Raw genomic sequence first — 26,284 nt, forward strand, 5'->3', positions numbered from 1 at the left:
GATTAACTCCATTCAGCCACAGCTCAAGGCGCTACTGCCGCTGTGACAAGCCGTCACAGAGCCTGCCGGCAGCCATGGGCAGCTGGGATCGACCCCTAACCTGTGCCCATAGCGACTACTGCTCTACGGCAGCAATCTCCATGGGTATCGACTTCCACCTGATCGCCAATTTTGCCGCCCTGGCGCTGATCACCCTGGCTGGTCCTGCCGTGATCTTCGTGCTCTTCTACCGCCGCGGCGCACTCTGATCGCCACTTCGGCCGAGGTTCCAGAGGGCGTGATAAATCGGCTCAGGCTGGATCTGGCGGCCCACATAGGCACCCACCACGGCGCTCAGCAGGATGCCGAAGAGCCACTGCTGATCCCCTGCCATGCGCAGGGCAAACAGCACCGTCATCAGGGGCAACTGGGTAGCCCCGGCGAGAGCTGCCGCCATACCTAGGGCTAGGCCAAGCTCGCTGCTGCCCCCAAGCAGCTCCAGGCTGCCGCTGCCAAACAGGGCACCAATGGCGAAGGCTGGATCAATCAGGCCCCCGGGTATTCCCGCTGCCAAGGCCAAAATCGGTGCCACCAGTCGGGCTGCCACCACCAGCAGCCAGCCGATCACGCTGACGGGCAAGCCTGGCACCGGCAAGCTGCCGCGACCTTCAAGCAGCTGAGCCATCAGGGCTTCGCCATCGCCACCGCTCCAGCCACCGCTGGCCACGGCGATCAGGCCGAGGGCCACTCCCAGCCCCAGCCCCCAGGCCAGGGGCCGCTGCCGTACTCGCTGGCGCAGCAGGGCCGAGCTCTGCCAGAGGATGCGGCTGAACAGGCCGCCCAGCAGGCCGCCACCCACCCCGACGGGCAGGGCCCATAGCAGTTGCTGCCATTCCGGCTGGGTGGTCTGAACCATGCCCAGGGTGAAAAGGGGTGTGCCAGCGAGATTGCTCACCAGGGCTGCTGCTGAGCAGACCACCACTGCCGGCCAAAGCACGGCTGTTTGGAAGCGTCCGGTGAGTTCTTCCACCACAAACACAGCTCCCATTAGCGGGCTGTTAAAGCCCCCCGCTAGGCCGGCGCCGGCGCCGATTGCCATCAGGCTCTGGGTGCTGAGTTTGGCCAGCAAGCGGGGGAAGCGTTGCCGCAGGCCGTGGGCCACTGCCGCTCCCAACTGCACCACGGGGCCCTCGCGGCCGAGGGGCATCAGGGCCAGGCTGGCCGCCGTCCAGAGGCAGAGCCGCGCCACGGTGGCGAAGGGTGCCATCAAAGCAGCGGCCTGCTCGGGATTCTCGAGGCTCTCGATTGTTTGGGGTATGCCCGAGCCCGAACCCCGGCCCCAGGGGCCGGCCTGAAGCCAAAGCAGGGCTGGCATCACCAGCACCGGCGCCAGGGCTATCGCCAGGCCCTGCAGCGTCCAGGCCCCGCCGGCAAAGTTGGGCAAGCGCTGCAGCAGCAGCTCCTGGGCGTGGTCCACCAGATTCAGGGGCCAGCAAGCCAAGCCCACCAGCAGCCCTAAAAGCAGGAGCTGCAACAGGAAGGGGAGCTGGCCGCGGTTTAGGGGTAAGGACATCTCAGGCGACCAGGCCCAAGGCCAGGGCAGCATCCTGCATCAGGCCTCGTACGTAGGGGTGGTCGTGGCTGGCGCCCTCGGCGCTTGTGAGTTCGTCGCCGGCCGCATTGCGCACCACCAGCCCAGCCCCCTCGCGGCGACACCAGTAGGTGCGGTTGTGGTGCTGCAACACCACCTCACCACCATCAACGGCTCCACCAGCGCTGGCTCGCAAGCCCACCAGCTCCAGCTGTAGCCGCTCATCCCCCTGCCAGGAGTCGAGCCGCAGGCGGTAGGCCACATCCAGCAAGGCCGGCAGGTTGGTTTCACCCTGCCAGCGCCAGCCCATGGCGCGCAGGCTCGCCTCGCCCTGGCGCAGCTCCAGTTGCAGGTGGCCGCCGCGCAACAGCTTCTGGGTCGCAACCTGGCAGCCCTGGCTCCAGAACACGGGCTGGGGGTGGCCGATGCCGAAGGGCTCGAGCCGTTGCAGCTGGCGGTAAAAGCTGCGGTTGATCTGCTCGAAGCTGAGCAGGGCTTCCGGTTCTACCGGGGTGCCATGGCCTGCCTGCTGCAGCCAGGTTTGGGCCAGTTGGTTGAGTTGCTCGTGCAGGGCTGCCACCTGCTCGGCGCGCACGGTGAAGCCCCCGGCGGCGGGGTGGCCGCCGAAGCGCTCCAGCAGGGACGCGCACTGCTGCAGGGCCCCGTCCACCGCAAAGCCCCGGGGAGCCCGCACCGAGGCCCGCAGGCGGCCGTTGCCCTCGCCAGCGAGCAGGGCGGCGGGCAGGCCGAAGCGCTCCACCAGCCGGGCGGCCACGATGCCGATCACGCCGTGGTGCCAGTGGTTCTGGGCCAGCAGCAGGAAGGCCGGGCGCTGGGGACCATCGGCCTCGAGCAGGGCCAGGGCCTCGGCTTCGATGGCGGTGCAGAGGTCGCGGCGTTGGCGGTTGAGCGCCTCGCAATCGCGGGCCAGGGCCAGCGCCCGGCTTGGATCTTCGGTGGTGAGCAACTCCACCACCAGCTGGGGATCACCAAGCCGGCCGACGGCGTTGATCCGCGGCGCGATCTGGAAGCCCACCGCCTGGGCATCGAGGGGCGTTTCGTCGAGGCCAGCTAGCTGTTGCAGGGCCTGGAGCCCCACCAGGGGGCTGCGGCCCAGCTCGGGCAGGCCATCGATCAGCCAGCGCCGGTTTACCCCCACCAGCGGAGCCATGTCGGCGATCGTGCCGATACAAAACAGATTGAGAGCAATCTGCTGGCCGTCGGTGTGCCGCAGGCTTTGGCAGAGCGCCGCCGCCAGCACATAGGCCAGTCCAACCCCAGCCAGGCCCCGATAGGGGGATCCGGGCGGGGTGCGCTGGGGATGGAGCAGGGCCAGGTGCGGCGGCAGCGGATCGGGAATCGTGTGGTGGTCCGTGAGGATCGCTTCGACGCCAAGGGCTTTGGCCCGCTCCAGGGCCTCAAGGGCAGACACCCCGTTGTCGACGGTCACCAGCAGGGCGACCCCCTGCTCCGCCAGCTTCTCCACCATGGCGGCGTTGAGGCCGTAGCCGTCATCCATGCGGCTGGGGATCGCCGCGATCGGCCTGGCGCCAAGGCGCTGCAGCACTCCCACCAGCAAGGCCGTGCTGGTCATTCCGTCGGCGTCGTAGTCGCCGCAGATCGCCACCGCTTCCCCCTGGCTGCAGGCGCGCTTCAGCCGCGCGACGGCCTTGGCCAGGTCGGGGAAGTGACGCCCGGCAGCCGGTGCCGCCTCCGGATCCAGCAGGGCGGCGATGGCCTCCGGGCTAGTGAAGCCCCGGCGGCTGAGCAGCGCTAGCAGTGGTTCGGGCAGGGGATCGCTGGCCGGCGCTGCCTGCAGGGCGCCAGGCGCCAATGGAGCGGGCAGGTGCCAGCGTTGCTCTTGGAGGGCTGGCAGCAACGACATAACAACCGGTACCAAGTCATTGTGCGGGACCTGCTGCTAGGCCGCATCCCCCAGAAGGGATGAGCCCTAGCCTGATAAGCCCTGGTGCGAGCAGCTGATGGCCCTGCAAGCCCTGCTCTGGGATGTCGACGGCACCCTGGCGGAGACCGAGCGGGATGGCCATCGCTTGGCCTTTAACCGCGCCTTTGCCGACGTTGGTGTGCCCCTGCATTGGGATGCCGCCCGCTATGGCGAGCTGCTGGCCATCAGCGGTGGCGGGGAGCGTATCACTTTTGCTCTCACGGAGCTGCTGGGCGAGCCGCCACCGCCAGAGATGGTCGCTGAGCTGCAGGCCCGCAAGCAAGACCATTACGGAGCTCTGGTGGCCGCCGGCGAGCTGCGGCTGCGCCCCGGGGTGGCCGAGCTGATCGCTGCTGCTGGCTCGGCTGGCCTGAGCCAGGTGATCGTGACCACCAGCGGTCGCGCCGCGGTGGCGGCCCTGGCGGAGCACCTGCTGGGGGGGCTCTGCCAGCACTTCGCCTTCTGGGTGTGCGGCGAAGATGTGGCCCGCAAGAAGCCCGATCCGGAGGCCTACCGGCTGGCCCTGCAGCAGCTGGGCTACCCCGCCAGCACGGTGCTGGCCTTGGAAGATTCCGGCAATGGTCTTGCGGCCGCCGCCAGCGCCGGACTGGCCTGTCTGCTCACCCTTAGTCACTACGGCAGTGCGGAACCGCCGCAGCGCTTTGCGCGGGCGCGGGCGGTGGTGGATCACTTGGGCGCCGGGGCGGCCGTGCTGCGGGGGCCCGCTTGTCAGGGCGGGCAGATCACGCTCTCCTATGCCCAGGCTTTGCTGGAGGATTCGCCCACGTGACGCGTTCGAACCTGCAGCCCACCCGCTTCAATCGGGCTATCGAGCGGCTAGGAGCCCAGCTGCTGGGCAATCTGCGAGGCAATTGGCGCCTGCGCAGCAGCGTGGTTTTGGCCCTGCTGCTGGGCTTCTACGCCGGCAGCAACCTCACGGCATACGTGCTGCTGGAGATCCCCGGTGGGCGCCCGATGGCGGTGCTCACCATGGTGCTGCTGTTGGAGCTGGTCGTGCGCGTGCGCGGCCGTTTGGTTCGAGCCACGCCCGGACTCGGCTGGGTGCTGGTCGACAACCTGCGCATTGGCATGGTGTACGCAGTGGTTATTGAGGCCTTCAAGCTCGGCACCTGATGGATTCCCAGCTAGAGCGCAGGTTTGTGCAACCCCTGCTGGCCCAGTTGCAGCTGCTGGGCCGCAGGGGCCAGCGCGCGGTGCTGGCCCTGAATGGGCCGGTGGGCGCTGGTAAGTCCACCATGGCTCGAGTGCTGCAGCAACGGGCCGCCGGCCTAGGGCTGGGGCTGGCAGTGGCCTCAATCGACGACTTTTACCTGCCCTGGGAGCAGCGGCAACGAGCGCTTGAAGGCAACCCTTTTGGCGTATCCCGGGTGCCGCCGGGCTGTCATGACGTGGCCCTGGCGCTGGATTGTCTCGACGCCTGGCAGGCCGGCGGCGCCCTGCGCCTGCCTCGCTTTGACAAGACCCTGCGGGGTGGCCTGGGTGACCGCTCTGCTGAGGAGCTGGTGGAAGCGGAGGTGTTGCTGCTGGAGGGCTGGCTGCTCGGTTGCCGCTCGCTGGGGAGGGAATCCCTTGCCACTATTCAGCCCCCGGCCGGGCTCAACCAAGAGGAGCTGGCCTGGCTGCCCCACTGGGACCTAGCGCTTGAGGCTTATCAGCCGCTTTGGCAGCGCTGCGCCAAATTGTGGCTGCTGCGTCCCCAAAGCTGGCAGTCACCGCGCCGTTGGCGCCTGCAGGCGGAGGCAAAACAGCGCCGCCGAGGCGAAGCCTGGTTGCCAGCGAGTGAGCTGGATCGCGTGGTGCGCGCCAGCCTTTGTTCCCTGCCCCCATCCCTTTATCAGAATCCCCTGCTTGAGCTAGCCAGTGGTTACGCAGTGCTGGACAGCCGGCGCCGCTGGATTGATGGCAGCTGGATTGGCGGCAGCTGCGTTAGCTCAGAGACCTGATTGAGTATTCGGAACGATCAGCTTTCGCCGTCGTCGCCTTCCTCATCCACCGGATAAATAAAGCCTTGGGCCTTGCCGCTCAGCACTGCTTTGCCGATGGAGAGAGCTTTCTGAGCTGCCACCGCGGCCTTGCCCTTCCAAGTTGCATGGCGCTGGTTGCGCTTGCCCTGGGAAGTTTTCTTCTTAGGAACAGCCATTCCGGCCTACTACATCAAACCAAGATCTTCCGTTGTCGCCTGGCCTTTCGTCAAATCGCTAAGCTCAGTGCAAAGACAGAACCTAGTGAGCGACAGCATTCCTCCAATTGGGCAATCCATGCGGTTGAACGGACTATCGACTCGCGACCCTGCACCCTCCTACAGCCAGTTGCTGAAGGATCTGCGGGCGGGCAAGGTCAAGGATCTGGAGTTGTCCTTGCGGCAGCGGGAAGTGCGGGTGCGCTTCGACGACGGACGCCAGGCCACGGTGCCGGTATTCAGTAACGATCAGCTGCTTTTGCGCACCGCCGAGCAGGCGAAGGTGCCCCTCAACGTGCGCGATGACCGGGCTGATGGCGCCACGGCTGGTCTGGTGGCTAACGGCTTGCTGGTGCTGTTGCTGTTGGCTGGACTTGCCCTCCTGATCCGTCGCTCGGCCCAGGTGGCCAATCGGGCCATGGGCTTCGGCAGCAGTAAGCCCCGGTTGCAGGAGGAGGGCGGCGTGGCGGTGCGATTTGAGGATGTGGCCGGTATTGGTGAGGCCAAGGAGGAGCTGCAGGAGGTGGTCACCTTCTTGAAGGAGCCGGAACGCTTCACCGCCGTGGGCGCCAAGATCCCCAAGGGAGTGCTGCTGGTGGGGCCTCCAGGCACTGGCAAAACCCTTTTGGCCCGAGCCATTGCCGGCGAGGCTGGCGTGCCGTTTTTCTCGATGGCCGCCTCCGAATTCGTTGAGATGTTCGTGGGGGTTGGTGCCAGTCGGGTGCGAGACCTATTTCGCAAGGCCAAAGCCAAAGCGCCCTGCATCATTTTCATCGACGAGGTAGATGCGGTCGGTCGCCAGCGAGGTGCTGGTATCGGTGGCGGCAACGATGAGCGGGAGCAGACCCTCAACCAGCTGCTCACCGAGATGGATGGTTTCGCGGATAACTCCGGCGTAATTCTGCTGGCGGCCACAAACCGACCTGATGTGCTCGATAGCGCCTTGATGCGGCCCGGTCGTTTTGACCGCCGCATCACCATTGACTTGCCAGATCGCCGCGGCCGTGAGGCGATCCTTGCGGTCCATGCCCGTAGCCGCCCCCTGGCTGGGGCGGTGTCGCTTTCGGCCTGGGCCAGCCGCACCCCGGGTTTTTCTGGGGCCGATCTGGCCAACCTGCTCAACGAGGCAGCCATCCTCACGGCACGCCATCACCAGAGCGAGATCGACGACGGCGCCCTAGCCGGTGCCCTCGAACGCATCACCATGGGCCTGACGGCGGCACCGCTGCAGGACAGTGCCAAAAAGCGGTTGATTGGCTATCACGAGGTGGGCCATGCCCTACTCACCACCTTGGTGCCGAAGGCCGATCCCCTCGACAAGGTGACCCTTCTGCCGCGCTCAGGCGGAGTTGGCGGCTTTGCCCGAATGATGCCGGACGAGGAGATCCTCGACTCCGGGTTGATTAGCAAGGCCTACCTGCAAGCCAGGCTTGTGGTTGCTTTGGGTGGCCGCGCAGCTGAGCTGGTTGTTTTTGGTCCCGCTGAGGTGACCCAAGGTGCCAGTGGTGATCTGGATATGGTCACCCGCATCTGCAGGGAGATGGTGACTCGCTACGGCTTCTCCAGTCTTGGCCCGGTGGCCTTGGAGGGGGATGGGGCTGAGGTTTTCCTCGGCCGCGATTGGTTGCGTTCCGAGCCGCCCTATTCGCGAGAAACCGGCAATCGCATCGATGGCCTGGTGCGCGAACTGGCTAGCTCAGCCCTCGACCAGGCCGTGGCCTTGCTGCAGCCACGCCGCGCCCTAATGGATGAGCTGGTCGAAATGCTGATCCGAGATGAAACAATCGAAGGTGAGGCTTTCAGATCGGTGGTGACAAGCCATGAGGCGGCCCATCCTCAGCCGACTGGCTCAGCCGTTGCCCTGCAGGCCACCGGAAAAGCGGATGTCGAGGCTGCGCAAGTAGGTGTGTAGGCCCGAATCCTGAATCGGCAGCAACCGGGACATCCGCTCGCTGCTGTTGACATGGGCGTGCCAGTAGCCCGGCGGTGTGATGAAGGCCCCACCGGACTGCCAGTCGATGCGGCTGGGGTTGGCGATGGCGCCGCTGGCATCGAGCTCCGTGCCCACCAGGGTGTAGCAGCCCGGGTCGCAATCGATGATTAGATCAAGGGCAACCGACTGGTGCCGGTGCGGTGGCTGGATGGCGCCAGCAGGCACAACTCCGAGCATGGCCCAAAGGGTGTGGGTCACGGTGCGACTTTGGGGCAGATCGCTGTTAGCCAGCAGCAGGCTCAGCCGGTTGCTGCGAGCAGAGCTGGGATCGGCGAGTAGCTGATCTAGTTCGCGCTGCAGCAGGGCGGCGGGGTAGTGGGTTGGCTCAAACCGGGCGGTGCTGGCCTCGACGCCGAGGTGGCTGAGCAGGGGGCCGTCGTGCACCCAGTAAAGAACGCTGGTGGCCTTTGCAGTTAGCAGGGGGGGCTCGCCAGCCGGCAATACAAAAAGATCTCCAGCGCTCCAGTCAAGCTGCGGCGTGCCAGCACGCTTGAGGCTGCCCGATCCGTGCAGCACATAAAACAGCAAGCTGGTGGCGTTCGCCGCTGCCTTGAGGCCTTCACCAGGTTCGATGCGCAAAAAGTTGGCCGATAGGCCAGGGCTGGTGGCCGGGGCGCTACAGCCGAGCTCGTTGCTGAGATCGAGAGGCACAACCGCCGTGGGCCCTGACTGGTGCAGGGCTGGGTCCCATTGGCGCAGGGGGATAGGTTCGGTTAGCCCTGCTCGCACCGGATTGGCAGCCTGGCGGTAGTCGAACAGCTCTGCCTTGGCTTGCCACTGGGCAGAGCCGGTAGTGGGGATCGAGTGGATCGGGGCCTGGGTCATTGCTCTGGCTCCTCGCGGGATCTGAACACTATTAGGAGTTGGCTCGAGCCCAGAGGCTTCGGTCAGCCGCCGGCCACGGCGGGAACAATCGAAACCTCATCGCCGTCGCTGAGGCTGGTGGCCTGGTTGTCGAGGAAGCGGATGTCCTCACTGTTTACGTAGACGTTGAGGAAGCGGCGCAATTTGCCGGCCTCATCGCACAGCCGACCCTTGATCCCCGGATAGCGGCCCTCGAGGGCATCGATCAGGCCATCCACGCTGGAGGCATCGAGATCCACGCTGGCCTCGTCGTTGGTGAACTTCTGCAGGGGGGTGGGGATCAGAACCTGAACTGCCATGGCGGGGATTGGAGGGGCGTGGGGAATGGTTGGGGTGATCAGTGCTAGTGGTGATCAGCCCTGGTGGGAGGCTTGCGCTTTTGCCCAGGCCGCTTTGAAGCTGTCGAGCTGGGCCTCAATCAGGTAGGGCTCGCCGATGGAGGAGGCGATCGCCTCAGTCGTCTTGAGACCGTTGCCGGTGATGTAAGCCACGGTGGTTTCGTCAGGATTGATCTTGCCCTGCTCCACCAGCTTCTTCAGCACTGCGATGGTGGTACCGCCTGCCGTTTCGGTGAAAACGCCCTCGGTTTCAGCCAGCAGCTTGATGCCCTCGATGATCTCGTGGTCGCTGACGGCGGCGATGCTGCCGTTGGTCTTCTTGGCGATGTCGATGGCGTAGGGGCCGTCCGCCGGGTTGCCAATGGCAATCGACTTGGCGATCGTGTTGGGCTTCACCGGAGTGATGAAGTCCCGGCCTGCTTCGAAAGCCTGGGCGATCGGGGAGCAGCCCTCGGCCTGGGCGCCGCTGAAGCGCACGTGCTTCTCCTGTACCAGCCCCACCTTGATGAACTCGTCAAAACCCTTGCGAATCTTGGTGAACAGGGAGCCGGAGGCCAGGGGCGCCACGATGTGGTCTGGCAATTGCCAGCCCAGCTGCTCGATCACCTCGTAGCCCAGGGTTTTTGAGCCCTCGGAGTAATAGGGGCGCAGGTTGATGTTGACGAAGCCCCAGCCGAAGGTGTTTGCCACCTCGGAGCAGAGGCGATTCACCTGGTCGTAGTTGCCATGCACCGCCATCAAGGTGGGGTTGTAGATCAAGGTGCCCAGCACCTTGCCCAATTCCAGATCGCTGGGGATGAACACACAGCAGTCGAGGCCGGCGTGGGCGGCGATTGCGGCGGTGGAGTTGGCCAGGTTGCCAGTGGAGGCGCAACTCACCGTGGTGAAGCCCAGCTCCCGGGCGCGGGTGAGGGCCACACTCACCACCCGATCCTTAAACGAGAGCGTCGGCATGTTGACGCCGTCGTTCTTGATGTAGAGGCTCTTGAGGCCGAGTCTCTTGGCCAGGTTGCCGGCTTTGAGCAGTGGCGTAAAGCCCGTGCCTACATCAATGGGATCGCCTTCAATCGGCAGGAATTCGCGGTAGCGCCAGATAGAAGCGGGCCCCGCCTCGATCGTGGCCCGGCTCACCCGATTTTTGATCGCCTCGTAGTCGTAGACAACTTCGAGCGGTCCGAAGCAGACGTCTTCGCAGACGTGGCGAGCGCTCGCTTCGTAGGGATGGCCGCATTCCTTGCAGCGCAATCCGGTGAAGGTGGAGCGGGAGAGGGTGGCAGTCACAGTCACGCCCAGTGTTGATAAGAAGTTAGCAGCGGTGGAACCGGGACTTCTTAATATCCGATCTTGGAGCTCGGGTATTGCCTCTTCCTTCTGGGCCCCTTGACCTGGGGGGTTCACTTCTTAGCCTCCAATGGTGACAGCACCCTCCCCGCGCTTCTCCGCTGAAAGCCTCTTCGGCGCTCTGCGCTGGCTGGCCGCACTAGCCCTGCTGTTCGGCTTGCTGCTCTTGATTGCCAGGCTCGGCATTGAGAGGCTCTGGTTTGCCCAGTTCGGGGCTGAGATGGTGGTGATGCGCCGCTGGCTGCTCCAGCTGCTGGGCTTCGCCGTTGTGATGGGCCTGGGTGTTCCTCTTCAGCTGCAACAGCTGAATCGCTGCTGGCGTCTGCGTCAGCAGGCTGCCAGCAAAGATCTGCCCCAATCCCCCCTAGTCGTGCTCGGGCAGAGGCGGCTGCTGCTCGTTCTTGGAGTCTTGCTTTTGCTGCTGGCGGCAGGACTCACCTATCTGATGGTGCAGGCCAGGGATCTCATTGCCGCTCCCTTCAGTGGCCAGGTGATCACAGGCATTCCCGTGTTGGCCGATCTCAGGCCTCTGGTCGTGGTGGCCCTGGCGGCGGGGCTGCTGGTGCCGTTGCTGCTTTGGCCCCTCACCACTTTGCGGATCAGCCTGGCCACGGCCCTGGCCGGCTCGGCCACCGCTCTGGCTCGGGGCTGGAGCCTCTGGCTGCCTGCTCTCCTGGCGGTGCCTTTCCACGAGGCCGACCCAGTTACGGGATTTGATCTGCGCTTCACCGTGCTGCAGCTGCCGGCGTTGCATTTGCTGATCAGTGTGGTGATGGCCCAGGCCGTTGTTGGCCTGGCTGGTTGTCTCTGGCTGACCTGCACAGAGGGCACGAGCCTCTCGGAGCTCCGCTTTCCAGGACTCAGCTCCCTGCAGCAGCGAGTGCTGCAGCCCCAGTTGGCGGTGCTGGCGCTGATGGCGGCCTTCAGCAATGCTCTCTCGCCCTTCGATCTGATGGTGCAGGGCAGCGGGGTGGCCTCGGGAGCGGGATTTGTGGATCTGCATGTGCGCCTGCCCCTGCGTCTGCTGTTCAGCGGGCTGCTCCTACTCACGGCCCTGGGGCTGCTGGTGCCGCTGCCCAAGGGGTGGCTGCGTCGTGGTGCCCTAATTCCTCTGGCGTTAACGGCCCTGGCCGTGCCGATCACCGAGTGGATTGTGGCTCCCCTGGTGCAGAGGTTCTTGGTGCAGCCGCGGGAGTTGGTCCTTGAATCCCCCTATCTGGCGCGGTCCATTGCGGCCACGCGGCAGGCGTTCGGCCTTGAATCCGTTCAGACGCTTACCCTCCAGCCCCGCCAAAACCTCACCGCCGCCGATCTGGCGCAAGCGCCGGGCACCCTGGCCAACATCCGCTTGTGGGACAGCAAGCCCCTGCTGGAGGCCAATCGCCAACTCCAACAGCTACGCCTCTACTACCGCTTTCCCTCCGCGGCCGTCGATCGCTATCCCCTTGGCAGCGATCCGGCCCGCCAGGGCTCCCAGATGGTGTTTATCGCTGCCCGGGAACTCGATACCGGAGCCCTGCCCAAGGACTCCCGCACCTGGTTGAACCGCCATCTGGTTTTCACCCATGGCTACGGCTTCACCGTCAGTCCCGTGAATGCCTTCGGTCCCGACGGGCTGCCGCTGTATTTCGTCAAGGACCTGGGGCGGAGCGGCAGGGTGCAGGGCATCCCCCAGCTGGGCCTGCCTGACTACACCGTGCGCCAGGCTCTGCCTGTGGGACGGCCCCGCCTGTATTTCGGCTCGGCCAAGGCGCCCTATGTGATTGCCCCCACCAAGGTGCGTGAGTTCGACTACTCCGAGGGGGAGCTGAACATCTATTCCCACTACGGCGGTGCCGGGGGCGTGGCCATTTACGGTCCCCTGGAACGTCTAATGGCAGCGGCCTATCTGCCAGAGCCGCGGCTGTTGTTCACGGGGTCTTTGCAGCCAAATTCGCGGCTGCTGCTCCGCCGCCAGGTAAGTGAGCGCCTTGCAGCTCTGGCGCCGTTTCTGCGCTTCGAGAGCCAGCCCTACCTCGTCACGGCCAGGGTGCCGTCCACCCCCGGCTACGACCCCGGTCAGCACCAGTACTGGCTGCTCGATGGCTTCACCAACAGTCGCAGCTACCCCTACAGCGATGCCAACCCCTCCGGTATCCGCTATTTACGCAATCCGGTGAAGGCCGTGGTTGACGCCCATAGCGGCAAGGTCTGGCTCTATGTGAATGATCCCAGTGATCCAATCCAGCGCACCTGGCAGAAGGCGTTCCCTGAGCTGTTCAGACCGCTCTCAGCCATGCCGAAGTCGCTGCTGGCCCACATTCAGGTGCCCCAAAGCCAGTTTCAGGTGCAGGCCGAACGGCTGCTGCGTTACCACGTAACCGATGTGCGCACCTTCTACAGCGGAGATGACGTCTGGTCGATGCCACTGGAGATCTACGGATCCTCGAATACGCCGGTGCGCCCGTATCACGTGACGGTGCAGCTGCCGGGAGAAAGCAAGCCGGAATTCGTTTTGCTGCTCCCCTTCTCGCCCTTGAAGCGTCCCAACATGGTGGGTTGGTTGGCTGTCCGCAACGACCCCCCCAACTACGGCCAGCAGCTGCTGGTTCGCTTCCCCCAGCAGCGCCTACTTCTGGGGCCGCAGCAGATCTCCTCACTGATCGAGCAGGATCCCGCCATCAGCTATCAGTTCGGCCTTTGGAACCGGGCTGGCTCCAGCGTGATCCACGGCAATCTGCTCGTGCTGCCGGTGGGTCGGGGGCTGTTGTATGTGGAGCCCATCTACCTGCAGAGCAAGAACAACAACCTGCCCACGCTGGTGCGGGTGGTGGTGACGGACGGCACCAACTTCGTGATGGAGCGCAATCTTCAGGATGCCCTGGCCAAGCTCGTGAGCAGCAAGAATGGTGTGGTAACTGGCCGCTCACTGACCCTGGCCGGTACTGCTGGCCGGCGCCAATAAAAAAGGGGCCCCGTGTGGGGCCCCTGGAATCCGATCGCTGGCCAGATCAGGCTGCGACTGCTGCCTTGGGGTCAAGGGCGCCCTTGGCGTAGAGGCCGGCGTAGTAATTGATGTCGCGCTGCTTGATCTTGCTGGCGTTGCCTGCACACCAGAACTGCTGATAACGATCTAGGCAAACCTGCTTCATGTACTGGCGGGCAGGCTTGTTGAAGTGGCGGGGATCGAAGTTGGCGGGATCCTTGAAGGCCGCTTCCCGAACAGCTGCGGTAAAGGCCAGGCGGTTATCGGTGTCGATGTTCACCTTGCGCACGCCATTGCGGATGCCCTCCTGGATCTCTTCGACGGGCACGCCGTAGGTCTCGGGGATGGCGCCGCCAAACTTGTTGATCATGTCCAGCCACTCCTGGGGAACCGAGGAGGAGCCGTGCATCACCAAGTGGGTGTTGGGGATCGCTTTGTGGATCTCGGCGATGCGGCTGATGGCCAGCACTTCACCAGTGGGCTTGCGGGTGAACTTGTAGGCGCCGTGGCTGGTGCCGATGGCGATAGCCAGGGCGTCAACTTTGGTTTTGGCGACGAAATCGGCTGCTTCGGCGGGGTCGGTGAGCAACTGGCTGTGGTCGAGCTTGCCCTCAAAGCCATGGCCGTCCTCGGCCTCACCCATGCCGGTTTCCAGGGAACCCAGGCAACCCAGCTCGCCTTCCACACTCACGCCGATGGCGTGGGCCACGTCCACCACCTCTTTGGTGACAGCCACGTTGTACTCATAGCTGGCGGGGCTCTTGGCGTCAGCCATCAGCGAGCCATCCATCATCACAGAGGTGAAACCGTTAGCGGCAGCACCAAAGCAGGTGGCAGGGCTGTTGCCGTGGTCCTGGTGCATCACCACCGGGATGTCGGGATAGGTTTCGACTGCGGCCAGGATCAGGTGGCGCAGGAAATTTTCACCGGCGTACTGGCGGGCACCGCGGGAGGCCTGCAGAATCACCGGAGAGTCGGTCTCGCTGGCCGCCTCCATGATCGACTGCACCTGCTCCAGGTTGTTTACGTTGAAGGCAGGGATGCCATAGCCGTTCTCAGCGGCATGGTCGAGCAGCAGCCGAAGCGGAACGAGCGCCATGGGAAAACCTCTCGGGGTCGGGAGTTGAACTGGCGCCGACTCTAGGTGATGCCCCTTGGAGTGCTCTGGGCAGCTCCCAGGCGGGCCCAGTCGCAGCAGCGCTGACTCAGCACTGCCTCGCCCAAGCCAGGCAGCATCGGTCGGCCCTCGCGCACCGCCGCACTCCACCAGCTGTGGATGCGCTGCACCGGCGCAATCCGGCCATCGGCCCAGGTGCGAGCAAAGCTCCAGCGGTCATCAGCCTCCACCGGCCGCAATGGCTCTCCCGCATGGGACTGCCACAGCCCAAAGCCATGCACGTAGTCGGCCTGGTTGTCGGAGCCCAGCACGGCGGTGCCGTCGCGGCCGTACAGCTCCAGCCAGCAGCCCCGGCCCCTGCGGGCCACGGAGGCCAGGTTGAGCTGGGCAGGCACCCTCTGCCCCAGTGGTGTTTCCAGCTCCAGCTGCACCAAGGCGATGTCTTCGGCATCCACCCTGGCCAGGCGACCACTGCCATCGGCTAGGGGCCGCTGGGTAATTGCCGTGCTCAATTGGGCCCTAAGGGAGTGGCTTGGACCCACCAGCCAGTGCAGGGTGTCAAAGGCATGGGTGCCCAGCGCTCCCAGCACCCCGCCACCTTCGGCTGCCTGGGAATACCAGCTCCAGGGGCGCGAGGGGTCAGCTCGGCTGCCCATCAGCCAGTCGTATTTCACCAGCACCAATTCACCGAGGACGCCGCTGGCCAGCAGGTCGGCGAGCTGCTGAAACAGGGGAACGGCCCGGTATTCAAAGTTGACCGCCACGGTTAGCCCCCGCTGCAGGGCCAGCCGTTGCAGGCTCTCGATCTGCTCGGCGTTGAGGGCTACGGGTTTCTCCAGCAGCAGGTGCTTGCCCGCTTCCAGGGCGCGCCTGGCTAGATCAAAACGCGGCCCCGGCGGGGTGGCGATCACGATCGCCTCGACGGCCGGATTGGCCAGCAACCCATCGAAGTCGCTGTGGCCAGGCAGTTCGGCGCTGCGGCAGGCGGCTTCCAGTCGCTCGGGGCGCGGGTGCCAGAGGGCCACCGGCTCGGTGCCGGGGCAGGCGCGCAATGCGGGTAGGTGCACGGCCTCGCCAAAGCCCAGGCCAGCAATGGCGACCTTCAGCGGGGGAGCGCTCATGAGAGGCCCTCGGCTGCGGTGGCACAAACTTCGCCGATCACGCTGCTGATCAGGTTGTCCCCCGATGCCGGCTGCCATTCAGCTCTGAACTGGGGTAGGCCGTTGATAGATGTGTCGCGGAACAGCTCCTGGCCGCAGTCGATTTCCATCACGTAGAGATCGGCGAGGGGCCTGGGTTGCTCCTCGCTGACAGGTTTTTGGAAGCGTGTCAGCACCGAAATATTGCCGCCGCGGCTGGTGCGCAGGCTGCCGCCGTCCCACCACTGGCGTCCCTCGCTGGTGCTGGCCACCTCATGCCAGTCGACCGGGCCAGCTAGGGCCCTTCCAGGCGTGGCGGCCAGGATCCCCACGACCAGCAACATCAGCAGCAGGGAGTGGGCTGCCCGGCGCAGGCTGCTCATGCCGCCACCGTTTCACGGCAGCCGTGCATGGTCAGCAGGCTGGCCAGGGTTGCCTTGAATTCAGTGCGATCCACGATCGCGTCAACGAAGCCGTGGTCGCGCAGGTATTCGGCGGTTTGGAAGCCCTCGGGCAGCTTTTCGCGCAGGGTCTGCTCGATCACCCGGCGGCCGGCGAAGCCGATCAAGGCCTTGGGCTCGGCCAGGATTAAGTCGCCCAACATGGCGAAGCTGGCAGTTACACCCCCTGTGGTGGGGTAGGTGAGCAGGGGTAGGTAAAGCAGCTCTGCCTGGCGGTGCCGCTCCAGGGCGCCGGAGATCTTGGCCATCTGCATCAAGCTCAACATCCCCTCCTGCATGCGGGCACCACCGGAGGCGCAGACAATCAGCACCGGTATGCGCCGGGCGGTGGCGGTTTCGATCAGGCGGGTGAGCTTCTCGCCCACCACCGAACCCATCGAACCGCCCATGAAGCGGAAATCCATCACTCCAAGGGCCAGGGGTAGGCCACTGGTGCGGCAGATACCGGTAACTACGGCATCGCGCAGGCCCGTGCTCTGCTGGCTGTCGCGGATGCGATCGGCGTAGCTACGCCGGTCCTTGAAGGCGAGGGGGTCGGTGGGAGAGAGGCCGGTATCCATGGGCTCGAAGCTGCCCGGGTCGGCGATCAGGGCGATGCGCTCAGGGCTGTCGATGCGGTTGTGGTGGCCACATCCCTTGCAAACGCTGGCGTTAGCCACCAGGTCTTTGCGATACACCACCAAACTGCATTCCGGGCACTTGCTCCAGAGACCATCGCCCTCCTCCGGCTCCTGGGTGACCCGCACGGTTGGGGCATTTTTCTGGCGATCCGCAAACCAGTCGAACAGCGACATGCGGCACTTACCAACAGCTCAACCTATTTAAGGCGCTTCACCACACCAGCCCCAGCACGGCCAGCCATAGGTCGTTGCCCAGTAGCCACACGGCGGCTCCTCCAGCTGCAAGGAAGGGGCCAAAGGGAAAGGGCTGGTGCTTGCCGAGCAGGCCGCTAAGCCGGCCGATGCTGCCCAGCACCGCCCCAGCAAACACCGCCAGGATCACGGTGATGCCAAGCCCGGTGAGACCAAGCCAAGCACCAAGCAGGGCAGCCAGTTTGGCGTCTCCCAGGCCGAGGGCTGGCCGGCCGATTGCCTTGTGGGCCAAGGCACTGACCGTTTCAAAGCCAACCAGGCCAACTCCAGCGGCCACCAGATGGTGAAACAGCAGCTCTCGGCCGATTTCGGCACCCTGCTGGAAGCCGATCACCGCGGTCACCGCCAGGCCTATTAACAGGCCAATTCGGCATAGAGGTTCGGGCAACCAGAGGCGATCTAGATCGATCAACACCAGCGGCAGCAGCCAGCTCAACAGCAGCCAGCCTGCGGCTACCAGCAGCCAGGGCTGGGGCTGGCTGCCCATGGCGCTCGGCTGGGCCAGCAGGGCCGCTACCCAGAGCCCGGCGCTAAGCAGCTCCACCAGGGGGTAGCGGCAGGAGATCGGAGCACCGCAGTGGCCACAGCGTCCCCGCAACAGCAACCAGCCCAGTAGGGGCACATTTTCAAACCAGCGCAGCCGGCTGCCGCAACGGTGGCAGTGGCTGGGTGGCAGCACGATCGATTCCTCCCGAGGCAGGCGCCAGGCCACCACATTGAGAAAGCTGCCTACGCAGGCCCCAAGTAGCGCCACCACAACTGGCACGGCTGGGGAGCTGGCAAGCAGCGGAGCAAGGGCGCTCAATCGGACCTCAGGCGAGAGGGGGTGAGGACGGTTTGCGAGGTAGACGCAGCCTGGCTGCACCGCTCCGTGCCAGGCGGCCACGGATCAAATCAATGGGCACAAATTGCTCATCGGGCAGCAGCACCGGCTGGTCGAAAACAATCCTGCCCTGCAATATTTGCTTGCCATGGAGAACCACGCCGGATGGTTCGTGGCCGGCGTGGCCGAGCTCCAAAGACTGAAACAAGATGCGGCGAGCTGCCTGAATCACCAGGCTGCTGTTGATCTGGTCGAGACGCAATGATTCTGCGGCCTTGGTTTTGGCAGCCCCCGGAATCAAAAACGACGGGGAAGGATTCTTCGTGGGTGTGGCGAAGGAGATCGGCCTCACCAAAACGAATGGCAACCCCAGAATAGGGGTTGCCATTGCAATCAGGACAGCTTCTTCTTCTCTTCGATCATGCGATGGATGATCGGTGTAAGGATCAGCTCCATGGCGAAGCCCATTTTGCCGCCATCTACCACGATCGAGGTGGGGCTCGACATGAACGAGTCGTGGATCATGTCGAGTAGGTAGGCAAAGTCGATGCCCCACTTTTCGCGGGCACCCTTGCGGAAGTGGATGATCACGAAGGATTCATCCGGCGTGGGGATCTCCCGGATCATGAAGGGGTTGGAGGTGTCCACCGTGGAAACCCGCTGGAAGTTGATATCGGTGAGGCTGAACTGGGGGCAGATGTGGTTGATGTAATCCGGCATGCGGCGCAGGATCGTGTCCACTGTCGCCTCGGCCGAATAGCCGCGCTCCTTGTTGTCACGAGCGATCTTCTGGATCCACTCCAGGTTCACGACCGGCACCACGCCGACGAGTAGATCAGCTAAGCCGGCTACGTCGTAACCCTCGCCCTTGACGCCACCGTGCAGACCTTCGTAGAAGAGCAGGTCGGTGCCGTTGGGGATGGCTTCCCAGGGGGTGAACTGGCCGGGATCCAGGTTGGTGCCGAGACGGGCGTTGTGCTCGGCGGCTTCATCAAGGGAGTGAAGGTAGTAGCGCTTCTGGCCACTGCCGGTTTCGCCGTAGGTCTTGAACAGCTCCTCGAGCTTCTCAAACAGGTTTGCTTCGGGGCCGAAGTGGGAGAAGTTTTCACCATTGGCCAAGGCGGTGGCCATTGCTTCCTTCATCGGGCCACGCTCGTAGCGGTGGTAGCTGTCGCCCTCCACCACTGCAGGGGTGATTCCTTCGCGCTTAAAAATGTGCTCGAAGGCGCGCTTGACAGTGCTGGTGCCTGCGCCGGAGGAACCGGTGACAGAAACAACCGGGTGACGCTTCGACATGCGCAGGAATCAACGAAACTGACCGAGAGTTTGGCAGGTCGCCGGCGCCTACCCCGCCAGGGCAGCTAGCAGCTGCTCTCCCATGGCGCGGCAGCCCAGCTGGGTGCAGCCCTCGCTCATCAGGTCGCCGGTGCGGTAGCCAGCGGCCAGCACCCGGTCGACGGCGGTTTCTAGGGCGGTGGCAGCGGCGTCTTGCTGCAGGCCGACCCGCAGCATCATGGCGGCGCTGAGCACCATTGCCATCGGGTTTGCCTTGTCCTGGCGGGCGATGTCGGGGGCGGAACCGTGGATCGGCTCAAACAGGCCAGGCCCGCTAGACCCCAGGGAGGCGGAGGGCAGCATGCCGATCGAGCCGCTCAACATGGCTGCTTCATCACTGAGGATGTCGCCGAAGAGGTTGCTGGTGAGCAGCACGTCGAATTGGCGGGGATTGCGCACCAGCTGCATGGCGGCGTTATCAACGTACATATGGCTGAGTTCCACCGCCGGGTAGTCGGCCGCCATGGCGGTGACCTGGTCGCGCCAGAGCTGGCTCACATCGAGCACGTTGGCCTTGTCCACGCTGCAAAGCCGGCCGCTCCTGGCCACGGCCAACTCGAACGCCACCTTGGCGATGCGGTCGATCTCGTCGTCGAAGTAGGCCATGGTGTTGAAGGCCCGCACCCGCCCCTCAGCCTCGACCCGTCCCTTGGGGGTGCCGAAATAGACGCCGCCGGTGAGCTCGCGCACCACCATCAGATCCACCCCTTCGATCACCTCGCGCTTGAGGGTGGAGGCATCGATCAGGGCCGGGATGATCTTCACCGGCCGCAGGTTGGCGAACAGGCCCAGCGCTGATCTCAGCCCCAGCAGGCCCGATTCAGGGCGCTGCTCCCGGGGCAGGCTGTCGTATTGGGGCGAGCCGATGGCGGCGAGCAGCACGGCATCGGCGGTCTTGCAGGCCTCGAGGGTGCTGTTGGGCAGGGGTTCGCCGGTAGCGTCAATGGCAACGCCGCCCATGGGCTGTACGTCGTAGACGAGGCTGAAGCCATGGCTGCTGCTGACCGCATCCAGCAGCTGGCGGGCTACCGCCATGATTTCCGGGCCGATGCCGTCGCCGGGAAGCAGGGTGATCCGGTAGCTGGTCGTCATTGGGAGGTGGGGCGCCGCCGGCGAGGCTAGGGCTTGGCCTGCTTCTCCAGCTGCCGCAGGGCTTTAGCTAGCTCAGGCAGCTTGTTGAATATGGCCGAGCTGCGCAGCCAGAGGCGGTTGGAGATGGCCGGATAGCCGCTTACTACCTCGCCGGCGGCCACCTCGCCATGTACCCCGGATTTGGAGCTGGCGATGGCTCGGTCGCCCATCACCGCCTTGTTTGCCAGCCCCACCTGGCCCGCCAAAATCACGCCATTGCCGAGGCGGGCCCCGCCGGCGATGCCCACCTGGGCCGCCAGGGCGCAGCCCTTGCCGGTGCTGACGCCATGGCCGATATGCACCAGGTTGTCGATCTTGGTGCCGGCGCCGATGCGGGTCTCACCTACTGAGGGTCGGTCGATGGTGCTGCCGCAACCCACCTCAACCCCCTCCTCAAGAACTACCTGGCCGGTCTGGGGCATCTTGCGCCAGCCATTGGCGGTGGGTACGAAGCCAAAGCCCTCGCTGCCCACCACGGCATTGGAGTGCACGACGCAGCCCCGGCCCAGGCGGCTGCCGGGGTGCAGAACGGCACCGGCGTGCAGCTCGCAGTCGTCACCGATCTGCACGTCTTCGTAGAGCACCACCTGGGGGTGGAGTACGCAGCTGGCGCCGATCTGCACGTTGGCGCCGATCACGACCAGGGGGCCTAGGTGGGATCCCATGCCAACTACGGCGCTTGGATCGACCACTGCACTGGGGTGGATGCCAGCGGCGGGCTGGCGGCGGGGGTGGAGAGCAGCGAGGGCCTCGGCAAAAGCAAGGCGTGGATCAGCAAGGGCGATCCAGGCCAGGCCCCGCTCCAAGGCCAGCTGCTGCAGGGCTGCGGCCTCGTCGCCGCGGGCTGGCAGCAGGATGGCTCCGGCGTTGCTGCCGGCCAGGGCAGCAGCTAGGGCGTTGCCTGGTTCCAGAAAAGTGAGCTGATCAGCCTGGGCCTGATCTAGGGCTGCCGCCCCGTGTAGCTCGGGGTCGTCAGCGAGATGCCGCAGGCTGGCATCCGTAACTTCGCTGAGCTGGCTGAGCAGTTCGCTGAAGCGCATGCCAGGGAAGAGAAGCGGGGCGAATCGTAGGTCCGGCCTTAACGGCCGGTGAGCACCAGCTGGTCGCGGTGCATCACCTCAACGCCGGAGCTGCCCATCAGCTCTCGCAGCTCCGTGCTGCTGAGGCTGGCCAGACCTCGGCCCAGTTCGCGCCCATCACTGGCCAGCAGGCGCACCGCCTCGCGGCGCTCGAAATCGCCAACCACCGCTTGCACTCCCACGGCCAGCAGGGAGGCTCCCTGCTGGGTTAGGGCCCTCTCGGCGCCGGCGTCTAGCTGGAGGCTGCCCTTGGGCAGGAGCGCGTGGGCCAGCCAGCCCTTGCGGTCGGGAAGGGGGGTGGGGCTGGGCTGGAACAGGGTGCCGACCCGCTCGCCGGCCAGTAGGGCATCGAGCACGGCGGGGTCACGGCCGTCAGCCAGGCGCACCCGGATGCCGCTGGAGGTGGCGATGCGGGCTGCCGTGAGTTTGGTGGTCATGCCGCCAGTGCCCCACTGACCTCCGCCGCTGGCCACCGATTGCAGGCTGTCGAGCTCGGCCAGGCTGGCCACCTCCTCGATCGGCCGGGCCTCGGCGTCGCTGCGGGGGTCGCCTGAATAAAGACTGTCCACGTCGGTGAGCAGCACTAGCTCATCGGCGCCTATTGCCACTGCCACCAGGGCGGAGAGGGTGTCGTTGTCGCCGAAGCGCAGTTCGTCGGTGGCCAGGGTGTCGTTTTCGTTGACCACCGGCACCACTCCCCAGGTAAGCAGCTGCTCGAGGGTGCGGCAGGCGTTCTGGTAGCGGCGGCGGGAGGCCAGATCGCCGCGGGTCAGCAGCACCTGGGCTACCGCCAGCCCACGCACGGCGAAAGCGTCTTGGTAGAGGGCCATCAGCCGGCCCTGCCCCACGGCGGCGGCGGCCTGGAGTGCCACCACTTCGCTGGGGCGCTGCCCCAGGCCAAGGGCTTCGCAGCCCAGACCCACGGCCCCACTGGTAACCAGGGCGATGGTCTCGCCCTGGCGCCGTTGGCGGCTGAGACTGGCAGCCAGATCGGCGATCACCACTGCCGTGGGACGGCCGGCGCTGCCCCGTAGCAGGCTGGTGCCCACCTTGATCACTCGGCGCATGGAGTGGGATGGGGTTGGCATCAGCCCAGGCTGGTGCCAACCAAGTTGGCCAGGCGCAGCTCCAGTTTTTGGAGCCGATCCCGCTTGCAGGGGTGGCCTTGGGGATCGATCGGTTTCACCAGCACGGTGAATAAGCCAAGCCGGTTGCCGGCGATTACGTCCGTAAACAGGCGGTCACCGATCAGGGCGACCTCCTGGTGGGGCAGGTTGAGCTCGGCCAGCACCCGACGCAGGGCGCTGCGGCGTGGTTTGCCGGCGGAAATTGTGTAGGGCAGGTCGAGCTGGGCCGCCACAGCTCCGATCCGCTGGCGGGAGGGGTTGTTGCTGAATAGGTGGATAGGCACCTGCTGCTGCGCCTGCTGCAGCCAGCGCAGGGCGCTGGCGGGCAGATCCGCCTGGCGGCGGGGCAGCAAGGTGCGATCGACATCGAGCACCAGGGCCCGGATCGGTTGGTCGAGCAGCTCCTGCAGGGGCAGCTCGGCCAGGGTGCACTCCCGCAGCCAATTAGGGCGCAGCAGCTGGCGCAGCATCAGTCGTCGCCCTCGCGCTCTTCCAATTCAGCCTCGATTCGGGGCTGTACCCGCTCAAACTCCTCGCCTTCCACCAGCAAGGCGCCGTCGCCATTCATGCGGGCCACCACGAAGAAGGGATCTAGGGGGATGTACAACCCGTATTCCAGATCGTCTACGAGGAAGCTCACCAGCAACTCGTAGGTCTCGGAGTCGTCGTCAGCGTCTTCGTCGTCATCGAGCTCATCGGGTTCGGGCTCGTCCAGTTCGCCGCTGACGGTGAGGGTGACGGCAGAGCGCACCAGGGTGAGGTCGTGCTCCTGCAGCACCACATCGGCAACCGACAGGATCGGCTCGGTGGCATCGATGGTGTCGATCAGTTCTGGGTCTTCGTCGCCGTCGAGGCGGAACAGGCAGACAGGGGTGTCGACCGGGGTGAGCAGCACGTAGTCGTGGCCATCGAGGGGAATCAGCTGCTCGAGGAAGCAGAGCAGCTGGCGGCCGCGGCTGTCGTGCACGAGCACGGTGGGCACATCGGCGGGGATCTCCGAGCTGGACTGGGAAGGGGGTTCGGAACTCATGGGCTGGAATTGAATCTCTTCAGGATGCTGCAGCGTCGGCCGTCTGGCACCGTTCGATGGTCGCCGGGAGCACCGGATCGGGGCCGTCCTGCAGCCATTGTTCGAGCAGCAGGGCCGCGGCGGCGCTGTCGAGGGCACCGCTGCGGTCGCCGTGAAGCCCGTGGCGCTCGCCGGCGGCCCAAGTGCTGGCATGCTCATTTACCCAGGCCAGGGGTAGCTGCAGCCGGCGGGCCAGGCGCTCGCCGTAACGCTGGCAGTGCAGGGCCTGGGCGGTGAGCTGCCCAGCCGCATCTAGCGGCAGGCCCACCACCAGGGCCAGCACCCGCCGCTGCTCCACCAGGGTGTTCAGATGCTCTAGGTCGCTGGCGAAGGAGCCCCGGGCCAGGGCCCGCAGGGGGGTAACGGTGAGGCCGAGGGGGTCACAGCCCGCCAGGCCGATGCGCCGTCGCCCAACGTCGAGGGCCAGCACTGAGCGGGGCTGCGGGGCGCCTCTTGATCGGGTCGCGCTCACAACGGCGGGGCCAGGGGGGTTGGGGTGGGCAGGGGTCGGCGGCGGGGTTGCCACTGCTCAAGTAGGGCATCGATTCGCTGGGCGGCCCGTGCCGGGGCCTGCAGCCCCTGACGCCGCCAGACGCTGCGCGCCATCAGCACCCGCTCGCCTTGCTCCTGAGCTCCCAGGTCAGCCAGCCAGCGCTGACGAGCTTCATCGCGCAGGTCACAGCGCAGCCAGAGGGGTTCGCCGGCGCCGAGGTCGGCTTGGGCCTGGTGCAGCAGCAATTCGGTGGCGGTGCCCACCAGGTGTTCCCAGCCGGGATGGACACTCAGCTCCACATCGTGACCGCCGCCTGGGTGCTCGCCGATCCAGCGCACGGCTGCCACCGCCTGCTCCCGGCTGGGATCCACCAGCATCCAGCCACGGCCGTGGCTCTGGTCGAGCAGATCTTCGACGCGGCGATCGAGCAGCTGACGCAATTGGGCCGGGCAGGCGGCCTGCTCCAGGTGCCAAAGCAGGGTGGCGCTGCGGCGGTTGAGGGGTGTGAGCTGCAGCTCTGCCGGTGCGGGGCTGCTGGCCGAGATAGGGCTGCCGCCGGCAGGGGCGCCAGGCCAGCACCACAGCCGGTCGCTGCGCAAGGGCTGAAAGCCCTGCTCGCGCAGCATCGCCAGGCGGGTGTCATCGAGGGTTGAGGCCGCAGCAATCCAGCTGGCCGCTCCCCGGGCCCGCTGGATTGCTGCTCGCAGCAAGGTGCTGGCCAGTTCATGGCGGGCGGCGCTCGGGGCCAGGCGCAGGTGCTGCATCTGCCAGCAACTGCCACTGCGGTTGAGCCGGCGGCAGATGATCAGCCCGAGCGGCTTCTGGCCGCTGAGAGCCACCAGCACCTGGGGTGCGAGCGAGGGTCTAGCCAGAAGCGCCTGCATAAGCCGCTCGGGCAGGCCCAGCAGCACGGCCCGCTGAAGTACCGGTTGCAGGGGTAGAAAGGCGGGATCGGTGAGTAGGGGTAGGTGCCAGCCAGCCAGGGTTTCGAGCCGCCAGCTATCTGGCCCGGGAGGCTCGGGTGGTGCCGGAAGGGCAGAGGGCGGCTGCAGGATCCCGATCATGGGGGCGTAACCAGTCAGCCGGGTAGCCCAACTGTATCGGCGCCAGAGTTGGCTGCGGCTTGGCTGGGAGTTAGCTGTGCTGGGGGTCAGCTGGGACGCACCAGCACCAAGGGGGTGCGCTCGTTGGCATTACCAGCCGGGTTGGGACGCAGGGCCCGCTCCAGCAGGGCTTCATCGCAGCCGGGGCTGGAGGCCAGCACCTTGACCCTGCCCAGATCGTTGACGTCTACCACCGCCACGGCCACGCCCAAGGAGCGGGCCATGGCGGCGCAGAAGGCGGCGGGCTGTAGGGGCCCGAGCACAATCGTTTGGTCGTAGGGGGGCGTGGTGCCGGTGATGTCGTCGATCAGGCGGGCCTGGTCGCCGGCAAGGCGATAAAACCAGCCCTTACTGCCCACCAGTTTCAGGGCCAGGCCAATCAGCCAGGCGCCCAGCACCTGGGCCGGACCGACCACATCGATCAAGGACTGCAGGCCGCAGGCGGTGGCCAGGGAGCTGGTGGGGTGGAACCCACGACAGAGCAGCCGGGCCAGGGCGCTGGGTTGAACGGTGGCCGGGTGGTGATAGCGACCCTGCATCACCGCCAGGGGGGTTTCGCCGATGGTGAGCACATCGCCGGGCTGGATCAAATCGCCGGCGTAGCGGCGCAGCACAGCTTCTGGGTCGTCGAGCACGCCGAGCAGGTGGGTGCCAACTGGCAGCACGCGGCAGCGGTCGCCGTCGCGCCAGCGCGCCGATTGGGGCGCTATTGGCGTGGGTTGCTGCAGTGGCACCAGCACGCCATCGCGGCGATGGAGGCGGCCGAAGGGGCCGTAGTTGACCCAGAGAATTTCCAGCCAGAGGGTGTCGAGCAGCTGGTCTAGGGACTGGCCCGGGGCGCCGTTCAGGCTGATCTGGATGCGGGCGCTGGTGCTCTTGCGCCCTTTGACTATGTAGGCGGCCCAGTAGCCATCAGGGCGGGATTCCTCATCCGGATGTAGTGCCTCGATCCGACTCGACACCGTGACGCCTGCCAGGTCGCCCCGACCCAGCAAGGTGGGCCGCAGCTCGATCTCCGGCACCATCACCTCCATGCGCTGGTGGGGGTTGTGGATCGTCACCATGCCGGAGACGGTGAGGCCATCGCTGCCAGCTTCGACGCGGAAGTCTTCAGCGCGCAGCCGCAGTGGCGAGGCGGGGCGCAGGCGATGGCGAAGCTCCAGCACTACCAGGGTGAGGCCCAGCAGCAGGGCCAGCACCAGCAAGAGCTTGAGCAGAACCAGGGCGGCAAGCGAGGAGGCCATGGGCGAAGGCGCCAATTGCGACGAGGCACGAATCGACGGAGCGTAAATGGCCTAGTGGTCTTAATTTCGCGCCAT

27 protein-coding genes are annotated in these 26,284 nt (G+C 65.7%); 6 read left to right on the forward strand and 21 right to left on the reverse strand.

The genetic code is table 11. The annotated features are described in order from the left end of the window. Window positions 1–74: 74 nt before the first annotated feature. Entirely contained in the window at window positions 75–248 is a 174-nt protein-coding gene (psb30, locus tag C7K55_RS13960; RefSeq protein ID WP_241518078.1) for a photosystem II reaction center protein Ycf12/Psb30, read from the forward strand. Here psb30 and C7K55_RS01215 read toward each other — a convergent pair. Together C7K55_RS01215 and recJ are read right to left on the reverse strand one after the other, a co-directional pair. Continuing rightward, window positions 227–1,552: a chloride channel protein gene (locus C7K55_RS01215; protein WP_106501715.1), complete on the reverse strand. Its 1,326-nt coding sequence runs from the start codon at window positions 1,550–1,552 to the stop codon at window positions 227–229. The genes psb30 and C7K55_RS01215 overlap by 22 nt on opposite strands. A 1-nt stretch (window position 1,553) precedes the next feature. After that, window positions 1,554–3,455, reverse strand: a complete 1,902-nt coding sequence (gene recJ, locus C7K55_RS01220) for a single-stranded-DNA-specific exonuclease RecJ (protein ID WP_106501570.1) — start codon at window positions 3,453–3,455, stop codon at window positions 1,554–1,556. Between the two features lie 97 nt (window positions 3,456–3,552). Between recJ and C7K55_RS01225 the strand changes: the two genes are divergently transcribed. Genes C7K55_RS01225 through C7K55_RS01235 form a run of 3 tightly spaced genes read left to right on the forward strand, consistent with a single transcriptional unit; the run spans window position 3,553 to window position 5,479 of the window. Then, on the forward strand, window positions 3,553–4,305 hold the full coding sequence (locus C7K55_RS01225; RefSeq protein WP_106501571.1) for an HAD-IA family hydrolase: 753 nt from the start codon (window positions 3,553–3,555) through the stop codon (window positions 4,303–4,305). Beyond that, entirely contained in the window at window positions 4,302–4,649 is a 348-nt protein-coding gene (locus C7K55_RS01230) for a DUF565 domain-containing protein (protein ID WP_106501572.1), read from the forward strand. Before C7K55_RS01225 ends, C7K55_RS01230 begins: the two co-directional genes overlap by 4 nt. Next, window positions 4,649–5,479 (forward strand): hypothetical protein, encoded by an 831-nt coding sequence (locus C7K55_RS01235; protein WP_106501573.1) that lies wholly within the window; start codon window positions 4,649–4,651, stop codon window positions 5,477–5,479. The genes C7K55_RS01230 and C7K55_RS01235 overlap by 1 nt, the downstream gene beginning before the upstream one ends. 17 nt (window positions 5,480–5,496) lie before the next feature. Here C7K55_RS01235 and C7K55_RS01240 read toward each other — a convergent pair whose 3' ends face one another. Beyond that, window positions 5,497–5,676, reverse strand: a complete 180-nt coding sequence (locus C7K55_RS01240) for a 50S ribosomal protein L32 (protein WP_106501574.1) — start codon at window positions 5,674–5,676, stop codon at window positions 5,497–5,499. 118 nt (window positions 5,677–5,794) lie between these two features. Here C7K55_RS01240 and ftsH point away from each other — a divergent pair, with 118 nt between their 5' ends. Continuing rightward, entirely contained in the window at window positions 5,795–7,627 is a 1,833-nt protein-coding gene (gene ftsH / locus C7K55_RS01245) for an ATP-dependent zinc metalloprotease FtsH (RefSeq protein ID WP_106501575.1), read from the forward strand. Here ftsH and C7K55_RS01250 read toward each other — a convergent pair. From C7K55_RS01250 to thrC, 3 genes are all read right to left on the reverse strand, one after another. Continuing rightward, window positions 7,565–8,533 (reverse strand): cupin, encoded by a 969-nt coding sequence (locus C7K55_RS01250; protein WP_106501576.1) that lies wholly within the window; start codon window positions 8,531–8,533, stop codon window positions 7,565–7,567. The two genes, ftsH and C7K55_RS01250, sit on opposite strands and share 63 nt — an antisense overlap. Before the next feature lie 62 nt (window positions 8,534–8,595). Continuing rightward, a complete protein-coding gene (locus C7K55_RS01255; protein WP_106501577.1) occupies window positions 8,596–8,871 on the reverse strand; it encodes a MoaD/ThiS family protein in 276 nt (91 codons plus the stop codon). A 54-nt stretch (window positions 8,872–8,925) separates the two neighbouring features. Further along, window positions 8,926–10,191, reverse strand: coding sequence for a threonine synthase (gene thrC, locus C7K55_RS01260; protein WP_106501578.1), 1,266 nt, complete (start codon window positions 10,189–10,191; stop codon window positions 8,926–8,928). Between the two features lie 133 nt (window positions 10,192–10,324). Between thrC and C7K55_RS01265 the strand changes: the two genes are divergently transcribed. Beyond that, window positions 10,325–13,195, forward strand: a complete 2,871-nt coding sequence (locus tag C7K55_RS01265) for a UPF0182 family protein (protein ID WP_241518079.1) — start codon at window positions 10,325–10,327, stop codon at window positions 13,193–13,195. Window positions 13,196–13,241: 46 nt separating this feature from the next. Here the strand turns inward: C7K55_RS01265 and fba are convergent, their stop codons facing one another. From fba to C7K55_RS01340, 15 genes are all read right to left on the reverse strand, one after another. Further along, window positions 13,242–14,315 (reverse strand): class II fructose-bisphosphate aldolase, encoded by a 1,074-nt coding sequence (gene fba, locus C7K55_RS01270; RefSeq protein ID WP_106501579.1) that lies wholly within the window; start codon window positions 14,313–14,315, stop codon window positions 13,242–13,244. 41 nt (window positions 14,316–14,356) lie between these two features. Further along, a complete protein-coding gene (locus tag C7K55_RS01275; RefSeq protein ID WP_106501580.1) occupies window positions 14,357–15,454 on the reverse strand; it encodes a Gfo/Idh/MocA family protein in 1,098 nt (365 codons plus the stop codon). Continuing rightward, complete coding sequence (locus tag C7K55_RS01280) at window positions 15,451–15,855, reverse strand: hypothetical protein (protein ID WP_241518080.1); 405 nt, start codon at window positions 15,853–15,855, stop codon at window positions 15,451–15,453. The genes C7K55_RS01275 and C7K55_RS01280 overlap by 4 nt, the downstream gene beginning before the upstream one ends. Further along, on the reverse strand, window positions 15,852–16,727 hold the full coding sequence (accD, locus tag C7K55_RS01285) for an acetyl-CoA carboxylase, carboxyltransferase subunit beta (RefSeq protein WP_106501581.1): 876 nt from the start codon (window positions 16,725–16,727) through the stop codon (window positions 15,852–15,854). The genes C7K55_RS01280 and accD overlap by 4 nt, the downstream gene beginning before the upstream one ends. A 37-nt stretch (window positions 16,728–16,764) precedes the next feature. Continuing rightward, window positions 16,765–17,610 carry a prepilin peptidase gene (locus C7K55_RS01290; protein ID WP_241518081.1) on the reverse strand — a complete coding sequence of 282 codons (846 nt, stop codon included), beginning with the start codon at window positions 17,608–17,610 and terminating at the stop codon, window positions 16,765–16,767. A 7-nt stretch (window positions 17,611–17,617) separates the two neighbouring features. After that, on the reverse strand, window positions 17,618–18,016 hold the full coding sequence (locus C7K55_RS01295; RefSeq protein ID WP_241518082.1) for a hypothetical protein: 399 nt from the start codon (window positions 18,014–18,016) through the stop codon (window positions 17,618–17,620). A gap of 5 nt (window positions 18,017–18,021) precedes the next feature. Further along, the gene (locus C7K55_RS01300; RefSeq protein WP_106501582.1) at window positions 18,022–18,924 is read right to left on the reverse strand and encodes a phosphoribulokinase; all 903 of its coding nucleotides are present in this window, start codon (window positions 18,922–18,924) and stop codon (window positions 18,022–18,024) included. Window positions 18,925–18,972: 48 nt separating this feature from the next. Continuing rightward, on the reverse strand, window positions 18,973–20,055 hold the full coding sequence (leuB, locus tag C7K55_RS01305; RefSeq protein ID WP_106501583.1) for a 3-isopropylmalate dehydrogenase: 1,083 nt from the start codon (window positions 20,053–20,055) through the stop codon (window positions 18,973–18,975). A 26-nt stretch (window positions 20,056–20,081) separates the two neighbouring features. Continuing rightward, entirely contained in the window at window positions 20,082–21,134 is a 1,053-nt protein-coding gene (gene lpxD / locus C7K55_RS01310; RefSeq protein ID WP_106501584.1) for a UDP-3-O-(3-hydroxymyristoyl)glucosamine N-acyltransferase, read from the reverse strand. A gap of 38 nt (window positions 21,135–21,172) precedes the next feature. After that, the gene (gene proB, locus C7K55_RS01315; protein ID WP_106501585.1) at window positions 21,173–22,240 is read right to left on the reverse strand and encodes a glutamate 5-kinase; all 1,068 of its coding nucleotides are present in this window, start codon (window positions 22,238–22,240) and stop codon (window positions 21,173–21,175) included. 20 nt (window positions 22,241–22,260) lie between these two features. Further along, window positions 22,261–22,770: a YqeG family HAD IIIA-type phosphatase gene (locus C7K55_RS01320; RefSeq protein ID WP_106501586.1), complete on the reverse strand. Its 510-nt coding sequence runs from the start codon at window positions 22,768–22,770 to the stop codon at window positions 22,261–22,263. Then, window positions 22,770–23,330, reverse strand: coding sequence for a DUF3727 domain-containing protein (locus C7K55_RS01325; RefSeq protein WP_106501587.1), 561 nt, complete (start codon window positions 23,328–23,330; stop codon window positions 22,770–22,772). Before C7K55_RS01325 ends, C7K55_RS01320 begins: the two co-directional genes overlap by 1 nt. 19 nt (window positions 23,331–23,349) lie before the next feature. Beyond that, on the reverse strand, window positions 23,350–23,841 hold the full coding sequence (gene ruvX, locus C7K55_RS01330) for a Holliday junction resolvase RuvX (RefSeq protein ID WP_241518083.1): 492 nt from the start codon (window positions 23,839–23,841) through the stop codon (window positions 23,350–23,352). Next, window positions 23,838–24,926 (reverse strand): GNAT family N-acetyltransferase, encoded by a 1,089-nt coding sequence (locus tag C7K55_RS01335; RefSeq protein WP_117434955.1) that lies wholly within the window; start codon window positions 24,924–24,926, stop codon window positions 23,838–23,840. The genes ruvX and C7K55_RS01335 overlap by 4 nt, the downstream gene beginning before the upstream one ends. A gap of 86 nt (window positions 24,927–25,012) precedes the next feature. Then, a complete protein-coding gene (locus C7K55_RS01340; protein ID WP_106501589.1) occupies window positions 25,013–26,209 on the reverse strand; it encodes a F420-0:Gamma-glutamyl ligase in 1,197 nt (398 codons plus the stop codon). Window positions 26,210–26,284 lie beyond the last annotated feature (75 nt).

This window comes from Cyanobium usitatum str. Tous, assembly GCF_003011885.1.
Lineage (GTDB): Bacteria > Cyanobacteriota > Cyanobacteriia > PCC-6307 > Cyanobiaceae > Cyanobium_A > Cyanobium_A usitatum.

Bases quoted from the DNA above. Each gene is read 5' to 3' on its own strand.
- C7K55_RS01255 (WP_106501577.1), bottom strand. From the start codon at position 8,871: ATGGCAGTTCAGGTTCTGATCCCCACCCCCCTGCAGAAGTTCACCAAC.
- C7K55_RS01300 (WP_106501582.1), bottom strand. From the start codon at position 18,924: ATGTCGAAGCGTCACCCGGTTGTTTCTGTCACCGGTTCCTCCGGCGCA.
- C7K55_RS01240 (WP_106501574.1), bottom strand. From the start codon at position 5,676: ATGGCTGTTCCTAAGAAGAAAACTTCCCAGGGCAAGCGCAACCAGCGC.
- lpxD (WP_106501584.1), bottom strand. From the start codon at position 21,134: ATGCGCTTCAGCGAACTGCTCAGCCAGCTCAGCGAAGTTACGGATGCC.
- recJ (WP_106501570.1), bottom strand. From the start codon at position 3,455: ATGTCGTTGCTGCCAGCCCTCCAAGAGCAACGCTGGCACCTGCCCGCT.
- C7K55_RS01280 (WP_241518080.1), bottom strand. From the start codon at position 15,855: ATGAGCAGCCTGCGCCGGGCAGCCCACTCCCTGCTGCTGATGTTGCTG.
- leuB (WP_106501583.1), bottom strand. From the start codon at position 20,055: ATGACGACCAGCTACCGGATCACCCTGCTTCCCGGCGACGGCATCGGC.
- fba (WP_106501579.1), bottom strand. From the start codon at position 14,315: ATGGCGCTCGTTCCGCTTCGGCTGCTGCTCGACCATGCCGCTGAGAAC.
- C7K55_RS01295 (WP_241518082.1), bottom strand. From the start codon at position 18,016: ATGGCAACCCCTATTCTGGGGTTGCCATTCGTTTTGGTGAGGCCGATC.
- C7K55_RS01325 (WP_106501587.1), bottom strand. From the start codon at position 23,330: ATGAGTTCCGAACCCCCTTCCCAGTCCAGCTCGGAGATCCCCGCCGAT.
- C7K55_RS01335 (WP_117434955.1), bottom strand. From the start codon at position 24,926: ATGATCGGGATCCTGCAGCCGCCCTCTGCCCTTCCGGCACCACCCGAG.
- accD (WP_106501581.1), bottom strand. From the start codon at position 16,727: ATGTCGCTGTTCGACTGGTTTGCGGATCGCCAGAAAAATGCCCCAACC.
- C7K55_RS01225 (WP_106501571.1), top strand. From the start codon at position 3,553: ATGGCCCTGCAAGCCCTGCTCTGGGATGTCGACGGCACCCTGGCGGAG.
- C7K55_RS01250 (WP_106501576.1), bottom strand. From the start codon at position 8,533: ATGACCCAGGCCCCGATCCACTCGATCCCCACTACCGGCTCTGCCCAG.
- C7K55_RS01320 (WP_106501586.1), bottom strand. From the start codon at position 22,770: ATGCTGCGCCAGCTGCTGCGCCCTAATTGGCTGCGGGAGTGCACCCTG.
- C7K55_RS01340 (WP_106501589.1), bottom strand. From the start codon at position 26,209: ATGGCCTCCTCGCTTGCCGCCCTGGTTCTGCTCAAGCTCTTGCTGGTG.
- psb30 (WP_241518078.1), top strand. From the start codon at position 75: ATGGGCAGCTGGGATCGACCCCTAACCTGTGCCCATAGCGACTACTGC.
- C7K55_RS01275 (WP_106501580.1), bottom strand. From the start codon at position 15,454: ATGAGCGCTCCCCCGCTGAAGGTCGCCATTGCTGGCCTGGGCTTTGGC.
- ftsH (WP_106501575.1), top strand. From the start codon at position 5,795: ATGCGGTTGAACGGACTATCGACTCGCGACCCTGCACCCTCCTACAGC.
- C7K55_RS01235 (WP_106501573.1), top strand. From the start codon at position 4,649: ATGGATTCCCAGCTAGAGCGCAGGTTTGTGCAACCCCTGCTGGCCCAG.
- proB (WP_106501585.1), bottom strand. From the start codon at position 22,240: ATGCGCCGAGTGATCAAGGTGGGCACCAGCCTGCTACGGGGCAGCGCC.
- C7K55_RS01215 (WP_106501715.1), bottom strand. From the start codon at position 1,552: ATGTCCTTACCCCTAAACCGCGGCCAGCTCCCCTTCCTGTTGCAGCTC.